Origin of the sequence: Tatumella sp. JGM118, from assembly GCF_018257515.1 — a bacterium.
Classification (GTDB): Bacteria; Pseudomonadota; Gammaproteobacteria; order Enterobacterales; family Enterobacteriaceae; genus Tatumella; species Tatumella terrea.
In genome coordinates this window covers 1-20,349 of record NZ_JAERJR010000026.1, presented here as the reverse complement: position 1 = coordinate 20,349, position 20,349 = coordinate 1, and the positions used below count along the sequence as shown (strand labels likewise).

General features: G+C 53.1%; 18 protein-coding genes. 8 read left to right on the top strand and 10 right to left on the bottom strand.

The genetic code is table 11. The features are described 5' to 3' along the window. Positions 1-25: 25 nt before the first annotated feature. From JK223_RS15635 to JK223_RS15620, 4 genes are all read right to left on the bottom strand, one after another. The gene (locus JK223_RS15635) at positions 26-940 is read right to left on the bottom strand and encodes a LysR family transcriptional regulator (protein ID WP_212715080.1); all 915 of its coding nucleotides are present in this window, start codon (positions 938-940) and stop codon (positions 26-28) included. An 85-nt stretch (positions 941-1,025) separates the two neighbouring features. Next, positions 1,026-2,291 (bottom strand): MFS transporter, encoded by a 1,266-nt coding sequence (locus JK223_RS15630; RefSeq protein ID WP_249213666.1) that lies wholly within the window; start codon positions 2,289-2,291, stop codon positions 1,026-1,028. 274 nt (positions 2,292-2,565) lie between these two features. Then, entirely contained in the window at positions 2,566-3,282 is a 717-nt protein-coding gene (gene aphA, locus JK223_RS15625) for an acid phosphatase AphA (RefSeq protein WP_249213665.1), read from the bottom strand. Between the two features lie 125 nt (positions 3,283-3,407). Further along, positions 3,408-3,878, bottom strand: coding sequence for a thioesterase family protein (locus JK223_RS15620; RefSeq protein WP_212715078.1), 471 nt, complete (start codon positions 3,876-3,878; stop codon positions 3,408-3,410). Positions 3,879-4,037: 159 nt separating this feature from the next. Between JK223_RS15620 and pldA the strand changes: the two genes are divergently transcribed. Genes pldA through rhtC form a run of 3 tightly spaced genes read left to right on the top strand, consistent with a single transcriptional unit; the run spans position 4,038 to position 7,429 of the window. Beyond that, positions 4,038-4,916: a phospholipase A gene (gene pldA / locus JK223_RS15615; protein ID WP_212715077.1), complete on the top strand. Its 879-nt coding sequence runs from the start codon at positions 4,038-4,040 to the stop codon at positions 4,914-4,916. 20 nt (positions 4,917-4,936) lie between these two features. Next, complete coding sequence (gene recQ, locus JK223_RS15610) at positions 4,937-6,760, top strand: ATP-dependent DNA helicase RecQ (RefSeq protein WP_212715076.1); 1,824 nt, start codon at positions 4,937-4,939, stop codon at positions 6,758-6,760. 39 nt (positions 6,761-6,799) lie between these two features. Then, positions 6,800-7,429: a threonine export protein RhtC gene (gene rhtC / locus JK223_RS15605; protein WP_212715075.1), complete on the top strand. Its 630-nt coding sequence runs from the start codon at positions 6,800-6,802 to the stop codon at positions 7,427-7,429. A 40-nt stretch (positions 7,430-7,469) separates the two neighbouring features. Here the strand turns inward: rhtC and rhtB are convergent, their stop codons facing one another. Next, positions 7,470-8,093: a homoserine/homoserine lactone efflux protein gene (gene rhtB, locus JK223_RS15600; protein WP_212715074.1), complete on the bottom strand. Its 624-nt coding sequence runs from the start codon at positions 8,091-8,093 to the stop codon at positions 7,470-7,472. A 111-nt stretch (positions 8,094-8,204) separates the two neighbouring features. Between rhtB and pldB the strand changes: the two genes are divergently transcribed. After that, on the top strand, positions 8,205-9,245 hold the full coding sequence (gene pldB / locus JK223_RS15595) for a lysophospholipase L2 (protein ID WP_212715073.1): 1,041 nt from the start codon (positions 8,205-8,207) through the stop codon (positions 9,243-9,245). Between the two features lie 19 nt (positions 9,246-9,264). Further along, the gene (gene yigL / locus JK223_RS15590; protein ID WP_212715072.1) at positions 9,265-10,065 is read left to right on the top strand and encodes a sugar/pyridoxal phosphate phosphatase YigL; all 801 of its coding nucleotides are present in this window, start codon (positions 9,265-9,267) and stop codon (positions 10,063-10,065) included. A gap of 337 nt (positions 10,066-10,402) precedes the next feature. Here the strand turns inward: yigL and metR are convergent, their stop codons facing one another. After that, positions 10,403-11,338: an HTH-type transcriptional regulator MetR gene (gene metR, locus JK223_RS15585; RefSeq protein ID WP_212715071.1), complete on the bottom strand. Its 936-nt coding sequence runs from the start codon at positions 11,336-11,338 to the stop codon at positions 10,403-10,405. A 211-nt stretch (positions 11,339-11,549) separates the two neighbouring features. On the opposite strand from metR, the gene metE reads away from it, so the two are divergent. Together metE and JK223_RS15575 are read left to right on the top strand one after the other, a co-directional pair. Beyond that, positions 11,550-13,820: a 5-methyltetrahydropteroyltriglutamate--homocysteine S-methyltransferase gene (gene metE / locus JK223_RS15580; protein WP_212715070.1), complete on the top strand. Its 2,271-nt coding sequence runs from the start codon at positions 11,550-11,552 to the stop codon at positions 13,818-13,820. 87 nt (positions 13,821-13,907) lie between these two features. Further along, a complete protein-coding gene (locus tag JK223_RS15575) occupies positions 13,908-14,048 on the top strand; it encodes a hypothetical protein (protein WP_212715069.1) in 141 nt (46 codons plus the stop codon). A gap of 244 nt (positions 14,049-14,292) precedes the next feature. Here the strand turns inward: JK223_RS15575 and rluF are convergent, their stop codons facing one another. The 4 genes from rluF to JK223_RS15555 form a co-directional block, all read right to left on the bottom strand. Continuing rightward, positions 14,293-15,204, bottom strand: coding sequence for a 23S rRNA pseudouridine(2604) synthase RluF (gene rluF / locus JK223_RS15570; RefSeq protein WP_212715068.1), 912 nt, complete (start codon positions 15,202-15,204; stop codon positions 14,293-14,295). Between the two features lie 148 nt (positions 15,205-15,352). Further along, positions 15,353-15,904, bottom strand: coding sequence for a tetratricopeptide repeat protein (locus JK223_RS15565; RefSeq protein WP_212715067.1), 552 nt, complete (start codon positions 15,902-15,904; stop codon positions 15,353-15,355). 160 nt (positions 15,905-16,064) lie between these two features. Next, a complete protein-coding gene (locus JK223_RS15560; protein ID WP_212715066.1) occupies positions 16,065-16,811 on the bottom strand; it encodes a dienelactone hydrolase family protein in 747 nt (248 codons plus the stop codon). A gap of 122 nt (positions 16,812-16,933) precedes the next feature. Beyond that, positions 16,934-18,313 carry a TolC family outer membrane protein gene (locus JK223_RS15555; RefSeq protein ID WP_249213664.1) on the bottom strand — a complete coding sequence of 460 codons (1,380 nt, stop codon included), beginning with the start codon at positions 18,311-18,313 and terminating at the stop codon, positions 16,934-16,936. A 573-nt stretch (positions 18,314-18,886) separates the two neighbouring features. Here JK223_RS15555 and JK223_RS15550 point away from each other — a divergent pair. Beyond that, positions 18,887-20,349 (top strand): Ig-like domain-containing protein (locus JK223_RS15550; protein ID WP_212715064.1); only part of this gene is annotated, 1,463 nt, incomplete at its 3' end.

Sequence of the window (20,349 nt, the reverse complement as noted above, 5' to 3'; positions counted from 1 at the left end):
CGGGATAACTGTGTGGAATGTCAGGTCATTTCAATGGGGGAACAATGGCCTCACTGATAAAATCAATAAACTGTTCTGTGACCGGAGAGACGTGGTGGCTCGCCAGTGTCTGAATTTCGATAGAGCGGTCATTTTCTTTCAGTTCCGGCACATTCAGGGCGACGAGCCTGCCGGCGCTGAGGTGATGGCGGACAAAGACTTCCCCTCCGAACGTGACCGCGGATCCGGTGACAGCAAACTGCGCCAGGGTATCCAGGTTATCGGAGTCCAGCACGCTGTGGTAACTCAGCCCCTGACGGCTGCAGTAAATATCCAGCAGCTGACGCAAGGTGGTATTGATCCCCGGCAGGGCCAGAGGGACCTCTGCCAGATCGCGTAATGAGACTTCGGGGCGTTGTGCCAACAGGTGATCGGGTGAGACCAGCGCGAGCAGGGGGGCAGGCTGACTGTAGAGGACTTTGATGTCCCGGGTGGCTCCCAGACTGAAACTGAAGCCAATACCCACTTCACCTTCGCGCACCCTGCGGGTGACTTCACGTGCCGGGGCGACCTGCAGCTGAAACGTACAGTCCGGCCGGCGCTTGCGGAACCCGGCGATCCCCGCGGGCATAAAATGTGAGGCAAAACCGTGCGTGCAGGCAATTTTTATCCTCGACGCCGACACCTGGCGGAGTGACTGGATCTCGTTGGTGACCTGCACCGCATCCAGCAACGTCCGGCGGGCATAAGCGGCCAGTAATTCCCCGGCCGGTGTCAGAGTGACTCCCCGTGCCTGTCGTTCAAATAATGCAGTTTCCAGGGCGTTTTCCAGTCGCCTGATCTGCCGGCTGACGGCAGAGGGAACAACATGCATTCGTGTGGCAGCTTCGCTGATAGAACCGCAGTTAACCACCTGCATAAAGTACAGAACGGCGGTTTCGCTAAGAATTCGGGCATTCATGAGTGAAACATCTCCTGGCTGACGTCACAGCAGTGTAGCGGAACTCTTATCCCGATCTGCAAATAATCGTTCCGCTCTCCGTCACTCAGGCTTTACGGGCTTGTGCCAGTGGCAGGTCACGGCTTTTGGTCGTGCTGAACGTCAGGCTGACCAGTACCGCAACCGCGATGGAGGCCAGCAGGAACAGGAACGCCGACGGGTAACTGTGGGTCACCGAAATAATCAACCCGATAGCCAGCGGCGAGACAAATCCGGCGGCTTGTCCGCCAAAGTTAATGATGCCGATACCGGTCCCGACCAGTCGCTGTGCCAGTATTTTTGCCGGCAGAGCAAAAGCCACGGAGAAAACAAACGATTTGAAGAAATAGGCGATGGTCTGATACACCATGACTTCGGTGGTGGTATGCGCCTGATACATCCCGTAGACAAAGACACCGGTCAGCAGACAGCTCAGGATCAGCATCACTTTCTCTTTCCCTTCAAACCAGCGGGTCATGACCCAGCCACCGAGTGCTGAAGCGACACTGGCTGCGATAAAAGGCAGGGGCAGTAAAAAACCGACGGTTTTTAAATCCAGGCCACGGGCTTTCATCAGGTAGATGGGCATCCAGGCATCCAGCCCTTTATTGACCATGCTCAGACAGAACCAGATCAGCATGATTTTCCACAGAAACGGCATACGCATCAGTTCGCCGATCCCTTGCCGGGTGATCTTCTGCCGCTTTTCTGTGCTGTCGCCGCCGGTACGGGGGATAAACAGTCCGTAGAACAGTGCGAAAATAATCCCGGCGATGCCGATACTGAAAAAGGCGTCACGCCAGCCTAACCCAAGAATTAATGGCGCAATGATCAGCGGAGCAACAAAGCTGCCGACATAGTTGGATGAAATCAGCAGGCCGGTCATTTTCGGACGGGCGGTCCGTGGGTACAGTTCGGCAATCCCTTTCATAGCGGAAGACGGATATCCCCCTTCCCCGAGGCCAAACAGAAAGCGGATCACCAGCAGTGATGTCAGCGACCAGGCAAAACCGGTGAGTACCGTAAACAGGGACCAGAGGCCGATAGAAATAATAATGACGAACTTACTGCCAAACCTATCAGACAGCCATCCGCCCGGGATCTGCATGACGGTGTACCCGAGGTAAAACACGCTGAGTACAATCCCCAGTTCCGCCGGCCCCATATGAAAGTCTTTACCGATATGTACCAGTGAAAGGGATATTGCACTGCGGTCAACATAGGAAATCATAAAGCCGAGGTAAAGCAGGATAAAAGCAAACGTCGGGTGATTGAGCACTTTTCCGGTCTTCATCAGTATTTCCCCAGTGGTGAACACAGTTGATTCAGGCATGTTCTGTTGCCTGCCGCAGAGCAACAAGTGATTAATACTGACAACTGGGGTGACGGAAAATCATAGCACCAACCTTGTGCGGACGCGCCTTCAGAGGGCAGTCTGCAGGCCAGAAGAACCGTTAGTGATGACCGCCCATGGTGCACCGCAGGTGCCTGGCTGAGCGTCGCGGGCCGTGGGGACGAAAGCAGAGTTTTTTCTTATGGGGAGGGGAAAATGCAGAAATCACCGCCGTCCGGGCTGCCGGCGGACGGCGACCCGGACGGCGGAAAGATTAATACTGGGAGTCGACAATCACCTCTTCCCCCAGGTCCCCGGCGTCAGGCAGGGGCTGATACGATGAGTTGGCGGCACGTAAAACGCGGATACCCCTGGCCCCGGCGTCACGGGCAGCGGTAATATCGCTGTCGGCATCCCCGTAGAAGATCCGGATGTTTTTTTGTTTAATCCAGCTCACTTTGGTGTTTTGTCCCGCACGGAAGCCACTGAAGATGACCTTATTCATGGCATTGTCGGGAATACCGAAGTCCTGCCGGATAGTCCGGCTGACGGTCTCGGTTTTGGTCGGGGTCCGGGCCGTAATAAAATAAATATGATCGCCGCGTTTCAGGTGCATGGCGATCAGTTGTCTGGCCACCTGTTTCGGAATACTGAAGTCATCCCAGCCATTATTCATTTTCTGCCAAAACTGCGGATTATTCAGGTAAGCATCGCTACCCGGAGAAAACATCTGTTGCCCGCGATAAAAACCGGGAGTCGAATAGAGCAGGGTATCATCAATATCAAAACCGACGGCAATCGGAGGTTGTCCGCGCAGACTGTTTTCAATTTGCGGGACAGACACCCAGTGAACCGGCTGCTGGTGAGCGAGTTGAGCGACATTGACGCCCTGATACAGTGGAGGCTGGGGAGCGTCTTTGGCTTGCGCAAAAGGGCCGGTGATGACCAGTGAAAAAACACTCAGTGCCAGCAAACGTTTAACGGTATTCATTAACAGAGATCCTGATATTGTTAAATTCATCAATGAGATGGATATCTCTGATACCATTTTGTCCGGCGGACTGTAAAATATTTTTTCCTGATTTTATGACGGGGATCTTCAGCCATGTTTCTGTGTTAACCGACCAGATAAGAGGCCGTCGCAGTGGCAATATACTCCTGATCCTGATTATGTAACTCTACCCGGCTGACGGCTATTTTGTTGCCGCCACGCAGCAGTTGTGCGGTCGCGGTAAAGATGTCGCCCCGGCCCGGACGCAGGTAATCGACGCGTAAATCGATTGTCCCCATCCTTGAAAGACGTTGCCTGAGCTCTTCTTCGCTGATCATGTCCTGCCGGGTCAGTGCGTAGTTGACGCACACCAGGCCTGCGGCAACATCCAGCACCGACGCAATGACGCCGCCATGCACTATTTTTTGCAGGGCATTACCGGTCAGTGACGGTCTGTTCGGCAAAATCAGGGTCGCCTGCTGATCGTCCAGGTGCTGTAGTGTCAGTCCCAGCGCCTGATTAAAAGGCATGCTGTTGACGAAAATTTCACTCACCAGCAAACGCGCCTGGTGTTGAGTCAGATAGCGAAGAGACATGTTTTACCTGCGGCTTGAAATTCATCTGAGCAGTTTTGCATTAATTCACATATTATGCTGTTCCTGTACACCTTTCCAGGTGAAGATTTGTGGCCTTTTTTGCGGGTTTTTATCTGTGATAGCGCCATGTTTGTTGTTTTTGACGTTAGGGTGAAGTGTATGCGTTTATGTTATTTATGGGCGGTGGTCGCTCTGTTATCCCCTGTGCTGGTGCAGGCCGATGAGGCGACCATCAGTGATGTTCATGACAGTTCGGCGGTACGTGGCAGTATCATCGCGAATTTGCTCGAAAAACATGACAATGCATTTTTACTGTATCCGTATGAGAGCAATTATGTGATCTATACCGATACCAGTAATATGAATACTTCTGCGATCTCCAGCTATAGCTGGGCAGATAAAGCGAAAAAAGATGAATTAAAATTCCAGCTGAGCCTGGCGTTTCCTATCTGGCGCGGGATTGCCGGCGACAACTCTGTACTGGCGATGTCGTATACACAACGTTCCTGGTGGCAGATCTCTAATACCCGGGCATCATCACCTTTCCGTGAAACGAACTATGAACCACAACTCTTTGTCGGCTGGGCGACGGATTATCAGTTAGGTGACTGGACATTGCGCGACGTGGAGACGGGTTTCAACCATCAGTCTAATGGCCGCAGCGACCCGACGTCCCGAAGCTGGAACCGGGTATATGCCCGTTTAATGGCAAAAAATGGTAATATGCTGGCCGAGATTAAGCCCTGGTACCGTATCCCGGAAAGTGCGAACAGTGACGACAATCCGGATATTACTAAGTATATGGGCTATTACCGCGCAAAACTGGGGTATATGCTGGGCGACAGTATCTTCAGTGTTGAGGGTAACTATAACTGGAATAGCGGTTATGGCGGTGCATTGCTCGGCTGGAGTTATCCGCTGACCAACCATGTACGTTTCTATACCCAGGTATTCAGTGGCTATGGTGAATCTCTGATCGATTATAATCACCGTCAGACCCGGGTGGGTATCGGCTTTACGTTAAACGATTTATTCTGATTAATAAGTACAGGACATTTGTGACAACAACGGCAGTCATTCCGGCGCAGGAACAGGCAAAGCAGGTCCTGCAGGATATCTTTGGTTACCAGCAGTTCCGTCCGGGGCAGGAAGCGATAATCCATGCGGCTCTCGCCGGGCGGGATTGCCTGGTGATCATGCCCACCGGCGGCGGAAAATCCCTCTGTTATCAGATCCCCGCGCTGGTTAGCGAAGGGCTGACACTGGTGGTTTCGCCGCTGATCTCGCTGATGAAAGATCAGGTCGATCAGTTGCTGGCCAACGGGGTGATGGCGGCCAGCCTGAATTCCTCTCAGACCCGGGAAGAACAGCAGCAGATTTATGCTGACTGCCGGCAGGGGCGGATAAAACTGCTCTATGTCGCGCCGGAACGGCTGATGATGGAAAGCTTTCTCGATGCACTGTCACAGTGGCAACCGGCGATGCTGGCGGTCGATGAAGCGCATTGTATTTCCCAGTGGGGTCATGACTTCCGTCCGGAGTATGGCGCCCTCGGGGGGCTGCGTCAGCGTTTTCCCGGCCTGCGGATCATGGCATTAACGGCCACGGCAGATAACGCCACCCGCCATGATATTCTCCGGCAATTGCAGCTTGATGACCCGCTGGTACAGATCAGCAGTTTCGACCGCCCGAATATCCGCTATACCCTGCTGGAAAAATATAAACCCACCGAGCAGTTGCTGCGCTATGTGCAGGAGCAACGCGGAAAGAGTGGCATCATCTACTGCAACAGCCGGGCGAAGGTTGAAGATACCGCCGCCCGTTTGCAAAGCCGGGGGATCAGTGCCGGTGCTTACCATGCGGGGCTTGAGCCCGGGCAACGGGCCCATATTCAGGAGGCATTTCAGCGCGATGACCTGCAGGTCGTGGTCGCGACGGTGGCTTTCGGGATGGGGATCAATAAACCGAATGTCCGGTTTGTGGTGCATTTTGATATCCCGCGTAATATTGAATCCTATTATCAGGAAACCGGGCGTGCCGGCAGGGACGGATTGCCCGCCGAAGCGATGATGCTCTATGACCCGGCAGATATGGCCTGGTTACGGCGCTGTCTGGACGAAAAACCCCCGGGTGCGATGCAGGATATCGAAAGGCATAAACTCAACGCCATGGGCGCATTCGCCGAAGCACAGACCTGCCGGCGTCTGGTGCTGCTTAATTATTTTGATGAGGGGCGGCAACAGCCCTGCGATAACTGCGATATCTGTCTGGATCCTCCCCGCCAGTATGACGGGCTGGTGGATGCGCAGAAAGCGCTATCGGCTATCTACCGTGCCGGGCAACGTTTCGGCATGGGCTACATCGTCGAGGTGATCCGCGGGGCAGCCAGTCAGCGTATCAAAGACCTGGGGCATGACCAACTGCCGGTGTATGGCATTGGTCGTGAACACTCCCATGAACACTGGGTGAGTGTGTTACGGCAATTGATCCATCTGGGTCTGGTGACCCAGAATATCAGCCAGCATTCGGCATTGCAGCTGACCGAGGCGGCCCGGCCGGTCTTACGGGGCGAGGCTTCGCTGATGCTGGCCGTACCGCGCATGATGGTGGCTAAACCGAGGCCCGGGATGAGCCGGGTTCCGGGCGGTAATTACGATCGCAAATTGTTTGCCAAACTCAGAAAATTACGCAAAACCATCGCCGATGAAGAAAGCGTTCCTCCGTATGTGGTGTTTAACGACGCGACGCTGATTGAAATGACGGAGTTACTCCCGGTCACAGCCTCAGAAATGCTGAGTGTGAATGGCATCGGGCAACGTAAACTGGAACGCTTTGGCCGGCCATTTATGCAGATGATTAAACAGCATCTCAGCGATCATTAACTTTTTTCTTATCTATCGACTATTTCAGGAGTGACCGGCATGCTGATGTCGTTTCTAACCCTGGCTCTGGTGCAGTTACTTGCGCTGATGAGCCCGGGTCCGGATTTCTTTTTTATTTCAAGGGCCGCGGTGACCCGTTCTCCCCGGGAAGCCCTGATGGGGGTGCTGGGCGTGACGATGGGCGTGGCTATCTGGGCTGCGGTGGCTTTACTGGGCTTAAACCTGCTGCTGGAAAAAATGGCCTGGCTGCACAAACTGATTATGGCCGGTGGCGGGTTATACCTGATCTGGATGGGCTGGCAGCTCCTGCGCTCTGCACGACGCCAGCATAAGCACCCGGCGTCAGAGATTCCGGCTGAGCCTGTGGTCACAGCACAGCAGGGGAAAACGTTCCTGCGCGGGTTACTGACCAATCTGTCGAACCCGAAAGTGGTTATCTATTTCGGCAGCGTCTTTTCACTGTTTGTCGGCGAGGATGCCAGTGCATTACAACGCGGGGGAATTTATGCCCTGATCCTGCTGGAGACGCTGGGCTGGTTTTTACTGGTCGCAACGGTGTTTGCGTTACCCTGGATGCGCCTGAAGTATCAGCAGATGGGCAAATGGCTGGATGGTGTGGGGGGCGTGCTGTTCACCGCGTTCGGCCTGCATCTGATACTGACCCGTTAATCGTGCCGGGCCTGCGTCATCTGCAGGCCCGGGAGTCACGTCAGATCCCTCGCCGGGCAGAGGCCAGCACGACGCCGATGGCAATAAAAACACTGCCAAAGATCCGGTTAAGCAGCTGCATCTGCCGTGGGCCTTTGATCCAGCGGGAAATCCGCGTCGCCAGCAGGGCGTACCCTTGCATCACCAGAATATCGACCGTGATGGTGGTCACTCCCAGCACCAGATACTGAAGGATCAGTGGCTGGTGCGGTAAAATAAACTGCGGAAACAGGGCGGCCAGGAAAACGATACTCTTAGGGTTAGTCAGATTTACCAGCAGAGCACGTTTATACACTTTGCCTTTTGACGTGACTTTCGCCACCGCATTCAGGTCAATAGCACCTTTGGTTCTCCACTGCTGGATCCCAAGCCAGATAAGATAAGCCGCACCGGCCCATTTCAGAATTTCAAACGCCAGCGTGGAGTGTGAAAACAATGCCCCCAGACCGATCCCGACCAGAATAATGTGAACAGCCAGCCCGCTCTGCAGCCCGGCGATTGCAATCTGTGTTTTTTTATAGCCGTGGCTTATCCCGGTACTCATGGTGTTAATGGCACCGGACCCCGGGGAAAGGCTCAGCAGGGTAGTGGTCAGCAGGTAAGTGATCCACCATTCAAGGGTCATTGATATCGCTCCATTCATCAGCAGAAGAGCGATAGAATACGTTATAATCTCCGGCGACGATACTGTCATTGAGTCGTTTGAGAGTGATGTGAAAACGCCGAAGGAAGAGTCATGAAACAGCTTACGCAACGCTGGTTGCACCGTGAAAAAGAGTTTTCGGCGTTTATAAACGGTCCCTTACTCCATTTCTGGCGCCGTCGTCAGGAAAGATCCTTTCAGGGTAAGGACGCACTGAAGATACGTTATGTCAGTTTTACGTCACCGAACCACCGCAGGGCTGTGCTGATTGCCCCGGGCCGGATTGAAAGTTACATCAAATATCCTGAAGTTGCCTACGATCTCTTCCAGTGTGGCTATGATGTTTTCATTATTGATCACCGCGGGCAGGGCCTTTCCGACAGGATGCTGGAAGATTCACATCCCGGCCACGTAGAGAATTTTTCAGATTACGTGGATGATTTGGAAACCCTCTGTGAAAGAGAGCTGGCCGGCAGTCATTATCTGCAAAAGTTTGCGCTGGCACATTCCATGGGCGGCGCCATTCTGACATTGTTACTGCGGCGGCAACCTGAGCTATTTGATGCCGTCGCCTTAGTGGCTCCGATGTTTGGGATTGTCCTGCCGATGCCGGAGTGGATGGCAGAACGTATCCTTAACTGGACTGAGACCCGTACAGGATTACGGGAAGGCTTTGCCCTGGGAACCGGCCGCTGGCATGCCGCGCCGTTTGCAGTCAATACCCTGACGCACAGTCGTGTTCGCTATCAGCGTAATCTCCGGTTTTATGCGGATCTGCCGGCATTACAGGTGGGCGGCCCTACGGCTCACTGGGTGAGAGAGAGTATCAATGCCGGCCGTGAAATACTGCGCGATGCTGCACAGCTCACCACTCCGATGCTTATACTGCAGGCAGAGGAGGATCTGGTGGTAGAAAATCAGGCGCAGAATGACTTCTGTGCGGCAAGACGGCAGGCCGGTTTCCCGTGTGAAGGGGAAACACCGCAAATTATCCCGGGAGCCCGTCATGAAATATTATTCGAAAAAGACGAGATGCGCGCCCGGGCGCTGAATTTTATTGTCAGTTATTTTGACCGTTTCAGGTCAGCTGAACACCCTGCTATGACACAATTACCTCCGGATATTCCGGCCTGATGCTAAAAAAGAGGTTTTCATGTATCACATCGTCGCCTCCGACCTGGACGGAACGCTGCTTTCCCCCGACCATTCGCTTTCTGATTACACCCATGAAATTCTTCAGAAACTGACCCGTCAGGGCATCAACTTTGTGTTTGCGACCGGGCGGCATCATATCGATGTCGCACGGATGCGAAACAAGCTGGATATTGATGCATATATGATCACCTCTAATGGTGCCAGGGTACACGACACCGCAGGTAATCTGATCTTTGCTCATAATCTCGATCAGGACATCGCCCGCGATCTGTATGAGCTGCAATACTCGTCAGACACTATCCTGACTCAGCTTTACCGTAATGATGAATGGTACCTCAGCCGTGACAGCGAAAAAGAGAGCGCCTATGTGCGGGAATCCGGTTTCCGGTATCAGCTCTATCAGCCAGGGGTGCTCGACACCGAAGGGATCAGTAAGGTCTTTTTCAGCGGAGATGATCATGAGGCGCTGACGGTACTTGAACAGGCCATCGCAGCCCGCTGGGGTGATCGCGTCAATGTGAGTTTCTCACTACCGAGCTGTCTGGAGGTCATGGCCGGAGGGGTATCTAAAGGCCATGCGCTGGATGAGGTTGCGCGGCGTCTTGGCAAGACCTTACAGGACTGTATCGCTTTCGGTGACGGGATGAACGATAAAGAGATGCTGAGTATGGCAGGTAAAGGCTGCATCATGAGTAATGCACATCAGCGCCTGATGGATGTATTACCGGAGCTGGAAATTATCGGTAGTAACGCGGACGATGCCGTGCCGCATTATCTGCAGACACTCTATCGCGTGTAAATCGCAGCGGCAGGCCTCACCGGCGAGTGAAAGACCGGTGAGGTACAGGCGGTCCTGATGTCTGGTGTCAGCGATGGCTGAGTCGCCGTTTGTGTCTTTTCTCACTGATTGTCGTCAGTCTCATTAATACTACAGTGAGTCCATCTTCGTCGATCATGGGTATAAATCCCCGTTCCCGGTCAACAACGTCGGCGGTATAACCGACGATGGCACTGGCAGCGACAGATCCGCCCGGATAACTCAATGCCAAACATTGATATCAAAATAGGTGATTTTGCCGCAGTGTGATCCGGGAGTCAGTGCCCGGTGACGGATACCGGGCGCTATTCGTCGGGAGTTAGTTGTCCACACCGTTCTTCAACGGCGCCGGAAAGGAAGCATCCCGGACAAAAGGCAGTTGCTCGCAGGCATGCTGGCGGGATGAGCGGATAAAGGCATCAATCACCGGCTGGCGTTGCTCTCCGTCACGGACGGCGGCATATAAACGACTCCAGATCCCCTCGCCTGGCGTCCGGGTGACCACCAATTGCTGACGTTCAAAACTTTCAACTACCCAATGGGGCAGGGCGGCAATCCCCATCCTCGCGGCAACCATCTGGATCAGCAGCAGGGTATTATCCACGCTTTTCAGTGACGGACTGACCCCCGCCGGTTGCAGAAAATGACGCCAGATATCCATACGCTGACGTTGTACCGGGTAAATTAACAGCGTCTCATCGGCCAGATCTTCCGGGGTGATCACTGCCTTGCCGGCCAGAGGGTGGTCCGGCGCCATCACCAGCCTGACTTCAAAATCGAATAACGGGGAATAATGTAACCCGCTGCGGGGCAGAATATCTGAGGTGAGTACGATATCCAGTTCCCCCTGTTGCAGCGCCGGCTGAGGGTCAAAGGTTACGCCGGATTTAAAATCCACGACGACCTGAGGCCAGCTGCTGCGAAAGTTATCCAGTGCCGGAGTCAGCCACTGGATACAACTGTGGCACTCAATAGCAATGCGTAATGTGGTCTGGTGCGGTTCATGGCATGCCTGCAGTGCCTGCTGGATTTGCGGCAGTACCTGCTCCGCCAGCTGCAGCAGAATTTCTCCCTGCGGGGTAAAGCGTAGCGGCTGGCTTTTACGGACAAATAACCGGAAGCCAAGACGTTGTTCCAGGTCACTGAACTGGTGAGACAGTGCTGACTGCGTCTGATGTAATTGTGCTGCGGCACCTGCCAGTGAGCCAGTCGTCCTGAGAGCCTGCAATGTTTTCAGGTGCTTAATCTCGATCATGAGAGACCTTCATGTGAAGTTGAATAATTTGCGCTTGTGGATATTACAGTACCTGCTGATTATAGATGTGTAAACATCTGGACGGCTAAACATCTGAAAAACATTCTCAGAGCTCCGAATGTACTGGCAGGCAACACTTTCTGCCTTGCCGGAAACGCTAGGATTGAGACAGATGTCCCTAAAAGCCTTTAACTGACAGGAATTGAATGCCATGACGATTCAGAACCACACTCTCGGATTTCCACGCGTCGGACTGCAGCGCGAACTGAAAAAAGCGCAGGAAAGCTACTGGGCGGGTAAATCCACCCAGCAGGACTTACTGGAAACCGGCCGTGAACTGCGTGCCCGCCACTGGCAGCAGCAGAAAGACGCCGGTGTTGATATTGTTCCTGTCGGTGACTTTGCATGGTATGACCATGTACTGACGACCAGCCTGCTGCTGGGTAACGTGCCGGCACGTCACCGTAACGCAGACGGGTCTGTGGATCTGGATACCTTATTCCGTATCGGTCGTGGCCGTGCACCGACCGGCGAACCTGCAGCCGCTGCAGAAATGACCAAATGGTTTAACACCAACTATCACTACATGGTGCCGGAATTCACCCAGGGTCAGTCATTCAAACTGACATGGACGCAACTGCTGGACGAAGTGGATGAAGCGCAGGCACTGGGTCACAAAGTGAAACCCGTACTGCTGGGTCCTGTGACCTATCTGTGGCTGGGTAAAGTCAAAGGTGAACAGTTTGACCGTTTATCTCTGCTGAACGATATCCTGCCGGTCTACCAGCAGGTGCTGGCAGAGCTTGCAAAACGTGGCGTTGAGTGGGTACAGATTGATGAACCTGCACTGTCACTGGAACTGCCTGCAGAATGGCTGGCAGCCTTCAAACCGGCTTACGATGCGCTGCAGGGACAAACCAAACTGCTGCTGACCACCTATTTTGACAGCATCGGTCAGAACCTGTCTGTGATCCGCGAACTGGCGGTGCAGGGTCTGCATGTTGACCTGGTACATGGCCGCGACGATATCCAGGCACTGAATGCACAATTACCGGAAGCGTGGTTACTGTCTGTCGGTGTGATTAACGGACGTAACGTCTGGCGTGCTGACCTGAGCCGCTGGTTTGAACGTCTGCAGCCTCTGGTGTCACAGCGTAAAAATCTGTGGATTGGTACATCCTGTTCACTGCTGCACAGCCCGATTGACCTGAGCACCGAAACCCGTTTGGATGAGGAAGTGAAAAGCTGGTTCTCATTCGCACTGCAAAAATGTGGTGAGCTGTCACTGCTGAGCACTGCACTGAATAATAACGACCCGGCATCGCTGGAAAGCTGGAGTGCGCCGATCCGTGCCCGTGAAAAATCTTCACGTGTCCACAACAGCGCGGTGGGTAATCGTCTGAAGGCGATCACTGCGAAAGACAGTCTGCGTCAGCACGACTATCAAACCCGTGCGAAAGCACAGCGTGAACGTTTCAATCTGCCGGCATGGCCAACCACCACCATCGGTTCATTCCCGCAGACGACTGAAATCCGTGGTCTGCGTCTGGACTTTAAACAGGGTCGTCTGGACGGTAACAATTACCGTACCGGGATCGCCGAACATATTAAACAGGCGATTGTTGAGCAGGAGCGTCTGGGTCTGGATGTTCTGGTTCACGGTGAAGCGGAACGTAACGACATGGTGGAATATTTCGGTGAGCACCTGGACGGTTTCGTCTTTACCCAGAATGGCTGGGTACAGAGCTACGGTTCACGTTGTGTGAAACCGCCGGTCATCATCGGTGATATCAGCCGTCCGGAAGCGATCACTGTCGAATGGGCTAAATATGCACAGTCGCTGACCGACAAGCCAGTAAAAGGCATGCTGACAGGTCCTGTGACTATCCTGTGCTGGTCATTCCCGCGTGAAGATGTGAGCCGTGAAGTGATTGCTAAGCAGATCGCATTAGCCTTACGTGACGAAGTGGAAGATCTGGAAAAAGCCGGTATCGGTATCATCCAGATTGATGAACCGGCCCTGCGTGAAGGTCTGCCTCTGCATCAGTCTGACTGGGCGGCGTATCTGGAGTGGGCGGTTGATGCCTTCCGTCTGAATGCTGCGGTCGCGCAGGATGATACCCAGATCCATACTCACATGTGTTACTGCGAGTTCAACGACATCATGGACTCGATTGCAGCCCTGGATGCGGATGTTATTACGATTGAAACGTCACGTTCAGATATGGAACTGCTGGAGTCTTTCAAAGAGTTCGAGTATCCGAATGAAATCGGTCCGGGTGTTTACGATATTCACTCACCGAACGTCCCTGATGTGGCGTACATGGAAAACCTGTTACGCAAAGCGGCACAACGTGTTCCGGTAGAACGTCTGTGGGTTAACCCGGATTGTGGCCTGAAAACCCGCGGCTGGCCTGAAACGCGTCAGGCACTGGCCAACATGGTTGAAGCAGCGAAAAATCTGCGTGGCGAATCTGCCTGAGTAATGAAGTAATAATCTGGTGTTGAACGTTTTGGGGCACATACTCTGTGCCCCCTTTTTTTGTCCGTAAAACGGTGCCCCCCGGGCGTGTCGGGCGACAGGATCCAGGGGGGCGTCTCCGGCCCGGGAGACGGGAGTATCGTCACGGTGCAGGCCGGGGATAACGTCGTCCAGCAATGGCACGGGATTAAGAGCCAATCGATGGGGCTTCTGCCAGGCATTGAATAACAGAATAATTCACGGGTACCGGTCAACGACAGGGAGCGGTCAAACGGTAGCCACTTCCGGGCGCGTAACGCATTGCAATATCGGTGGCTAACCGCGAACCGGGCCCGGTGAAGTGAGGACGGCAACCCGGTCTGCCGCAGCAGGCAGAGCAGGGTAAAGTGACATTCGGGCACAGAAGCTGTGCCCGTCAGGCAATGAAAGCCAGCAGGAGGCCGTGAGAACTCAGAGGGTGAGAGAGACTCTGTCAGCGACCTTTCTTTTTACGTCCCGGCTGCGTAAAACGTTTACGGGACGAGGTATTCCCGGCCGTTTTCGCGCCACCCCCCGGGGGAGCAACCGCAGGCCGTCTGACGGCGCCTGGTGCGGCGGTCGCCGGTTTTTTGGCAGGGGAGGTTTTCGACTGCCCGCTTTTTTTCTGTTCGGCGGGGGCCAGAGAGGAAGAGTTCTCAAGCAGCCGGAATAAGTCGATGAGCTCGTCATCGGTCAAATCACGCCATTCCCCCTGCGGCAGTCCTTTCAGGCTGACGTTCATAATCCGGGTGCGTTCGAGTTTGGTGACTTCATAACCGAAATGCTTACACATTCTGCGGATCTGGCGGTTCAGCCCCTGTACCAGGGTGATGCGAAACACCATCGGGGCTTCTCTCGAGACCTTACACTTCTTCGTTACGGTACCCAGCATTGGCACGCCGGCCGCCATCCCGCGAATAAATTCATCGGTGACCGGTTTATTCACCGTGACCACATACTCTTTTTCGTGATCGTTACCGGCCCGTAAGATCTTATTCACCAGATCCCCATGGTTGGTCAGAAAAATCAGGCCCTGGGAATCTTTATCCAGCCGGCCTATCGGGAAGACGCGTTTACTGTGGTTGACGAAATCAACGATATTGTCTTTTTCGTTTTCTTCCGTTGTACTGATGATCCCTACCGGCTTATTCAGCGCAATCAGTACCAGGTCTTCTTCATCACGGGGTTCGATCAACTGACCATTCACCCTGACCACATCTCCGGCGTACACCTGCGCACCCACCGCGGCACGTTTACCGTTAATAAAAACATTTCCCTGTTCAATATAGCGGTCGGCATCGCGGCGTGAGCAGATACCGCTCTCGCTGATATATTTATTCAGGCGAATGGATGAGTTGGACAGCATGAATTCTCCGAAAAAAGCGGACTATACCTCAGCCTGCCGGTGCTTAAAACAGGAGATCGCATACAAATGATGGATCGATCGCCTGTCAGACTTCGACAGGCTTCCGGCAGTTCCTGAAAAGTGTAGGGTTCCGGCGTGACTGCATGTCTCAGGCCGGTTTTTTTCTAGCCGGTTTTTGCAGCTCTTTTTGTGTCGCGCAGGCCAGGATATTGCCTTTTTTACATCCCTGACGTGCATACTGCAATGCTTTGCGGCTATTCTTGTCTACGCCGCGGCCGAAACGGTACATATTTGCCAGATAGAGCATGGCATTGCCATCTCCGGCCTGGGCGCCTTTTTCATACCAGCGGTGAGCTTCGCTATAACTTTGTGTCACGCCATAGCCATTTTCGTACAGATGACCGATAGCCTGCGGGGCTTCGGGAGCATTCAGTGCCAGGGCTTTCTGATAGAAATCCATCGCACGGGTATAATTATCACCGCCGCGTAACTCATAGATTGAGCCCGCCGAAATACAGTCTTCCGCCACTTTGCCCTGATCACACTGCTGAATGTGTGACTGTAGGATTTTTTCAGACTGACGGTCCTGTAAACTTTCATGCCCCCGGGGCCAGATCCCGTCGAAAAAGTGCCCCATAGTACTGCAGCCGGTCAGATTAAGCGTGATCACTGCAATGCAGAGCGTAAGGGTTTTTTTCATAATACATTCCTGTCCGTGCCCGTAAAAAGAAACCCTGTGTTTTTCACAGGGGCAGGGAGCCATGCCCGATACCTTCTCAGTTTATCCTCTCTGCCGGCAGCATGTATCAGCGTCTGTCTGAATTTCAGACAATGACGCATATCAGGTAAGCGTCGCGGGATCACGGCCCCCGGGGGGCCGGGTCCGCTGGCGACAGATAGCGTTGAAACCAGGCCAGCATCTGGTGCTGTAGCCCGTTGGACTGGCCGGCTGCCGGAACCGGCCATGCGCTGGCGGTCTCCGGGCAGATAATCAGCTCTCCCGGCTGACCGGCAGCCTTCAGCGCCTGGCGCATTAGTGCAATTTCTTCGTGAGTGATAGCGGTATCCTGTGCGCCATAGAGTCCCAGTACCGGCGCCGTCAGCTTTCCGGCTGCATCCAGCGGTGTCAGCGGCTGCTGAAGACTGATTGCCGGGCGCAGTGGTGCATTCCAGACGACGGCTGCCCGAAGTTGCGGATTATGGGCCGCATACAGCCAGCCGATGCGCCCTCCCTGCCCGAAACCGGTCAGGCCCAGCCGGCGTAAATCCCCGCCATGGCCGACGGCCTGGTTAGCCACAAAGTCCAGAGCAGAAAAAATCTGGTTATCTGTCAGAGTACCGGCGTCTGGTGTTTCTGTCTGCTGGCCGGCGAACAGCGCCGGAGCAAATGCCAGATAGCCGGCCTCCGCCAGCTGACGACATATTGCATGCAGCATCTCTTCATTGACCAGATGGTCATACACGACCAGGATAATGGGCAGCGGTTCGCTGTGCTGTTCAGGGCTAGCCATCAGTACTGTCGAAACAAGGCTATTCCCGGAGTGCCTGCCTGCCCGTAAAGGGGTGTCTTGCCCGGCAAAGTTGAGCTGGCGGATAAGGGTCGTCATGAAAACCTCCAACGGATTGATGGGGTGAGCACTCATCTCTTTTGACAAAGTATAGCGTTCAGGTTGAAATGCGACCCGGACTTCCCCGCAGCGGAAGTCCTTAAGAGCAGAATGACGGGTAATTACGGCCGGATGACAACACCTTGTATTTTCCGATTGTTCAGTGCAAATGCATTACGCATTTTTCCGGTGCTGTAGAGACAGTCCAGTTGCAATGAGTGCAGCTGTGCCAGCGTTTGTTCCCGGGTAAACCTGGACTGATAAATCTCCTGCTCTACGTTCAGCAAATCAAGAAGCGGACGAGTCCCTAGCTGTAAATATTGTTGCTCGTACAGGTCGCGGGTTTTTTCACCTAACGTTTCCTGCCTTTCCTGAACACTTAATGTCTGGTAAAGGTTCAGGGCCTGCTCCTGAGATTCTGTTAGCTTCTGGTCTGCTTCCAGCTGTGCGAGGCGAATGGCTGCACGCGCGGACTCAAGTGTTTGTATTGCCGCATCACGGCTGGCAGTAAGGCCGCCTCCCTGATACAACGGCATTTCAAGTTTAACCCAGGCTGAATATTGGGTCTTATTCAGGTCCCGGCTGTCTGAGTAGTTATTATTCAGATAATGTGTCACCTGAGGTTCCAGAGACAGTGTCGGTCTCATCTGAGCATTAGCATTATCCAGGTCAGCCTGAGCCTGATTTCTTTGCGCGAAAGCGGCCAGAACCGAAGGGATTTCCCGGTAATCAATTTGCCGGACATTACAGGCGTCGGTCAGTGCAGAAGGGAGGGTATCCGCAACCTGGCTCACAGGACCGGTTCCCATATCCGTTGCGAGTGTTGCCCGCCAGCGCTGCAGGGCTGACTGGTATTGCATCAGGGTGGCTCTGGCCCCTTCAATACGGGTATTGGTTTGTACAACATCAGATAACGAACTTGCCCCGGCAGTATTGCGTTGCTGAATCAGGGTGCCGATATGTTGTAACGCGGAGAGTTGCTGTTGTGCAATAGTGACCAGCTTTTGATAACCCTGAACCTGAACAACTGCACTGGCAGTATCATGAGCCACCTGGTCGATACTTACCATCACATTGGCTTGCTGCTGAGCTAACCCAGCATTCGCGGCCCTGACTGAACTCGATACCTTTCCAAAATCATAAAGCATCTGAGAAACGGACAGTACCAGCGAAGGAGAATAGCCTGCGTTGACGTAACTGTTTGAGTAGCCATTATTCATACCCGCGCTGACCTGAGGATAGTATTTGGCTTTTGCCTGATCCACTTTAGCCGCTTGCTGGAACAATTTACCCACAGCCTGGCCGATAGCCGGGTGCCATTGTTCCGCTTGCTGAACGGCATAATTCATATCCGGGATACCGGATGCCGGAGGCGGTGGTGTGTTTGTAATGGTATCACTGAGGTCGGGTAATGATTGTTGGTCTTCAAGGGCTTGTGTATTTATATCTCCGGCCGTGGCTGCAGTATCTGCCTGCGCCTTAAATATCGTTACTGTTGTCATCAGGAAAAGAGGAGATAATACTCTTAAAATTAGGTGCTTACTTGATTTCATTGATTTATACCTATTATTACTTAAGCACAACTTTGTTTAAATTATCTATGCAATTATAAATTCTAACGACATGTTACATTTTCGCATTGATAACGCACACAGTATGGCGTACGAAAGAAATCACCACTCTATGTTGTATTTTCAAGCCAGTACCTGAACCTTTACCGGGTTCAGCATATCGCCTTCTTACTTAAAAAAAATACATGCACTTTTAACTGAAGGCCAGTGTATTCGTTCTGATGATGATTGTTTTTCCTTTTTTACTTATGTTTTCTTGTTGTTTTTTTATTGTTTTATTTTTGTTAATTAAACCCCGGTTAGTTATAAATTACCTGCGTGATACCTATAAAATAAATCAATAACAATAGGTAATAACTATCAGGATGCCCTGCTATTTTATGTTACCCGTGTTGTATATTACTCTGACTTTGCCTACTCTATCTGTAATTTATCTTAATAATCACTCAATAGTATTATCCTGGGTGACATTACCTTCCTGAACAGTGAAAAAATTATATAAATATGAAAAACTTATCTCTTTCAACAGCTGTTGTGATCAACAAAAGTGATGGATTATCAAAAAGTGTTAACATTGATAATCTGGTCCTGTCAGGGTCGTCAGTCGTTAAACTGCATATTGATCCTGCAACTGTTAGATCATTTGAACGGCATGGAAATGATTTAACAATTGTAATTAACGACGGGCATCGTATTGTCATTAAAAACTTTTTTATCCATGAGAATGATTCACACCGTAATGAATTAATTCTTGAGGATGGTGCAGGGGTTTATTGGTGGGGGCAATACACTTCGCCCTGGACATCTTTTACCTTCACCGAAATTGAATGGCATGATGGCTTACCTATTTTTGCTGGTCTTGCCGGGGCAGGTTTGCTGGGCCTTGCTGCATTGCTTGCAGGGGGTCATGGACACAGTGATCACGGAGGGGCAGAGAGCGGGCATTCCTCAGCGCCCCTGACTGCCACTGCACAACCGCTATCAACGAATAAAGGCACCGCTGTTGGAGGGAAAATTACGGTTCAGGATCCCGACACTGATGCGATTAGATATACGCTGGACATTAAGCCTTCTCACGGCACGGTTGAACTGCATAACGATGGCAGCTACACCTTTACACCGGCTTCAGGTTTCTCGGGGCAGGACTCTTTTACCGTTTTAGTCCGGGATGCTAATGGTGCGACCGTCCCTGTCAATATTCCGGTTACCGTAAATGTCGGTGCCGTTGATGATATGGCTGTCGCAAAAGAGAACACCCCGGTGAGCGGTAATGTGCTGAGTAATGACACGGATAAAGAGAGTGATCCGGTGAAGGTAACGCAGTTCACGGTCGACGGGCAGACACTGAAAGCCGGTGAAACCGCTACGATCAGCGGTGTCGGCACCCTGACCATCGGCAGTGACGGGGCGTATACCTTTACCCCGGTGAGCGGTTATACCGGCGCGGTACCGTCCGCCAGCTATACCATTACCGACGGGCATACTTCCTCTTCGGCCACCCTGAGTTTCAGTGCCATCAACACGCCGCCGGTGGCCAATGATGACACGGCAACCGCGCAGGAAAACACCCCGGTCAGCGGCAATGTGCTGACCAACGACACCGATAAAGACGGCGACACCCTGACGGTGACGCAGTTCACCGTCGACGGGCAGACACTGAAAGCCGGTGAAACCGCCACGATCAGCGGCGTCGGCACCCTGACCATCGGCAGTGACGGGGCGTACACCTTTACCCCGGTGACCGGTTATACCGGCGCGGTACCGTCCGCCAGCTATACCATTACCGACGGGCATACTTCCTCTTCGGCCACCCTGAGTTTCAGTGCCATCAACACACCGCCGGTGGCCAGTAATGACACGGCAACCGCGCAGGAAAGCACCCCGGTCAGCGGCAATGTGCTGACCAACGACACCGATAAAGACGGCGACACCCTGACGGTGACGCAGTTCACCGTCGACGGGCAGAC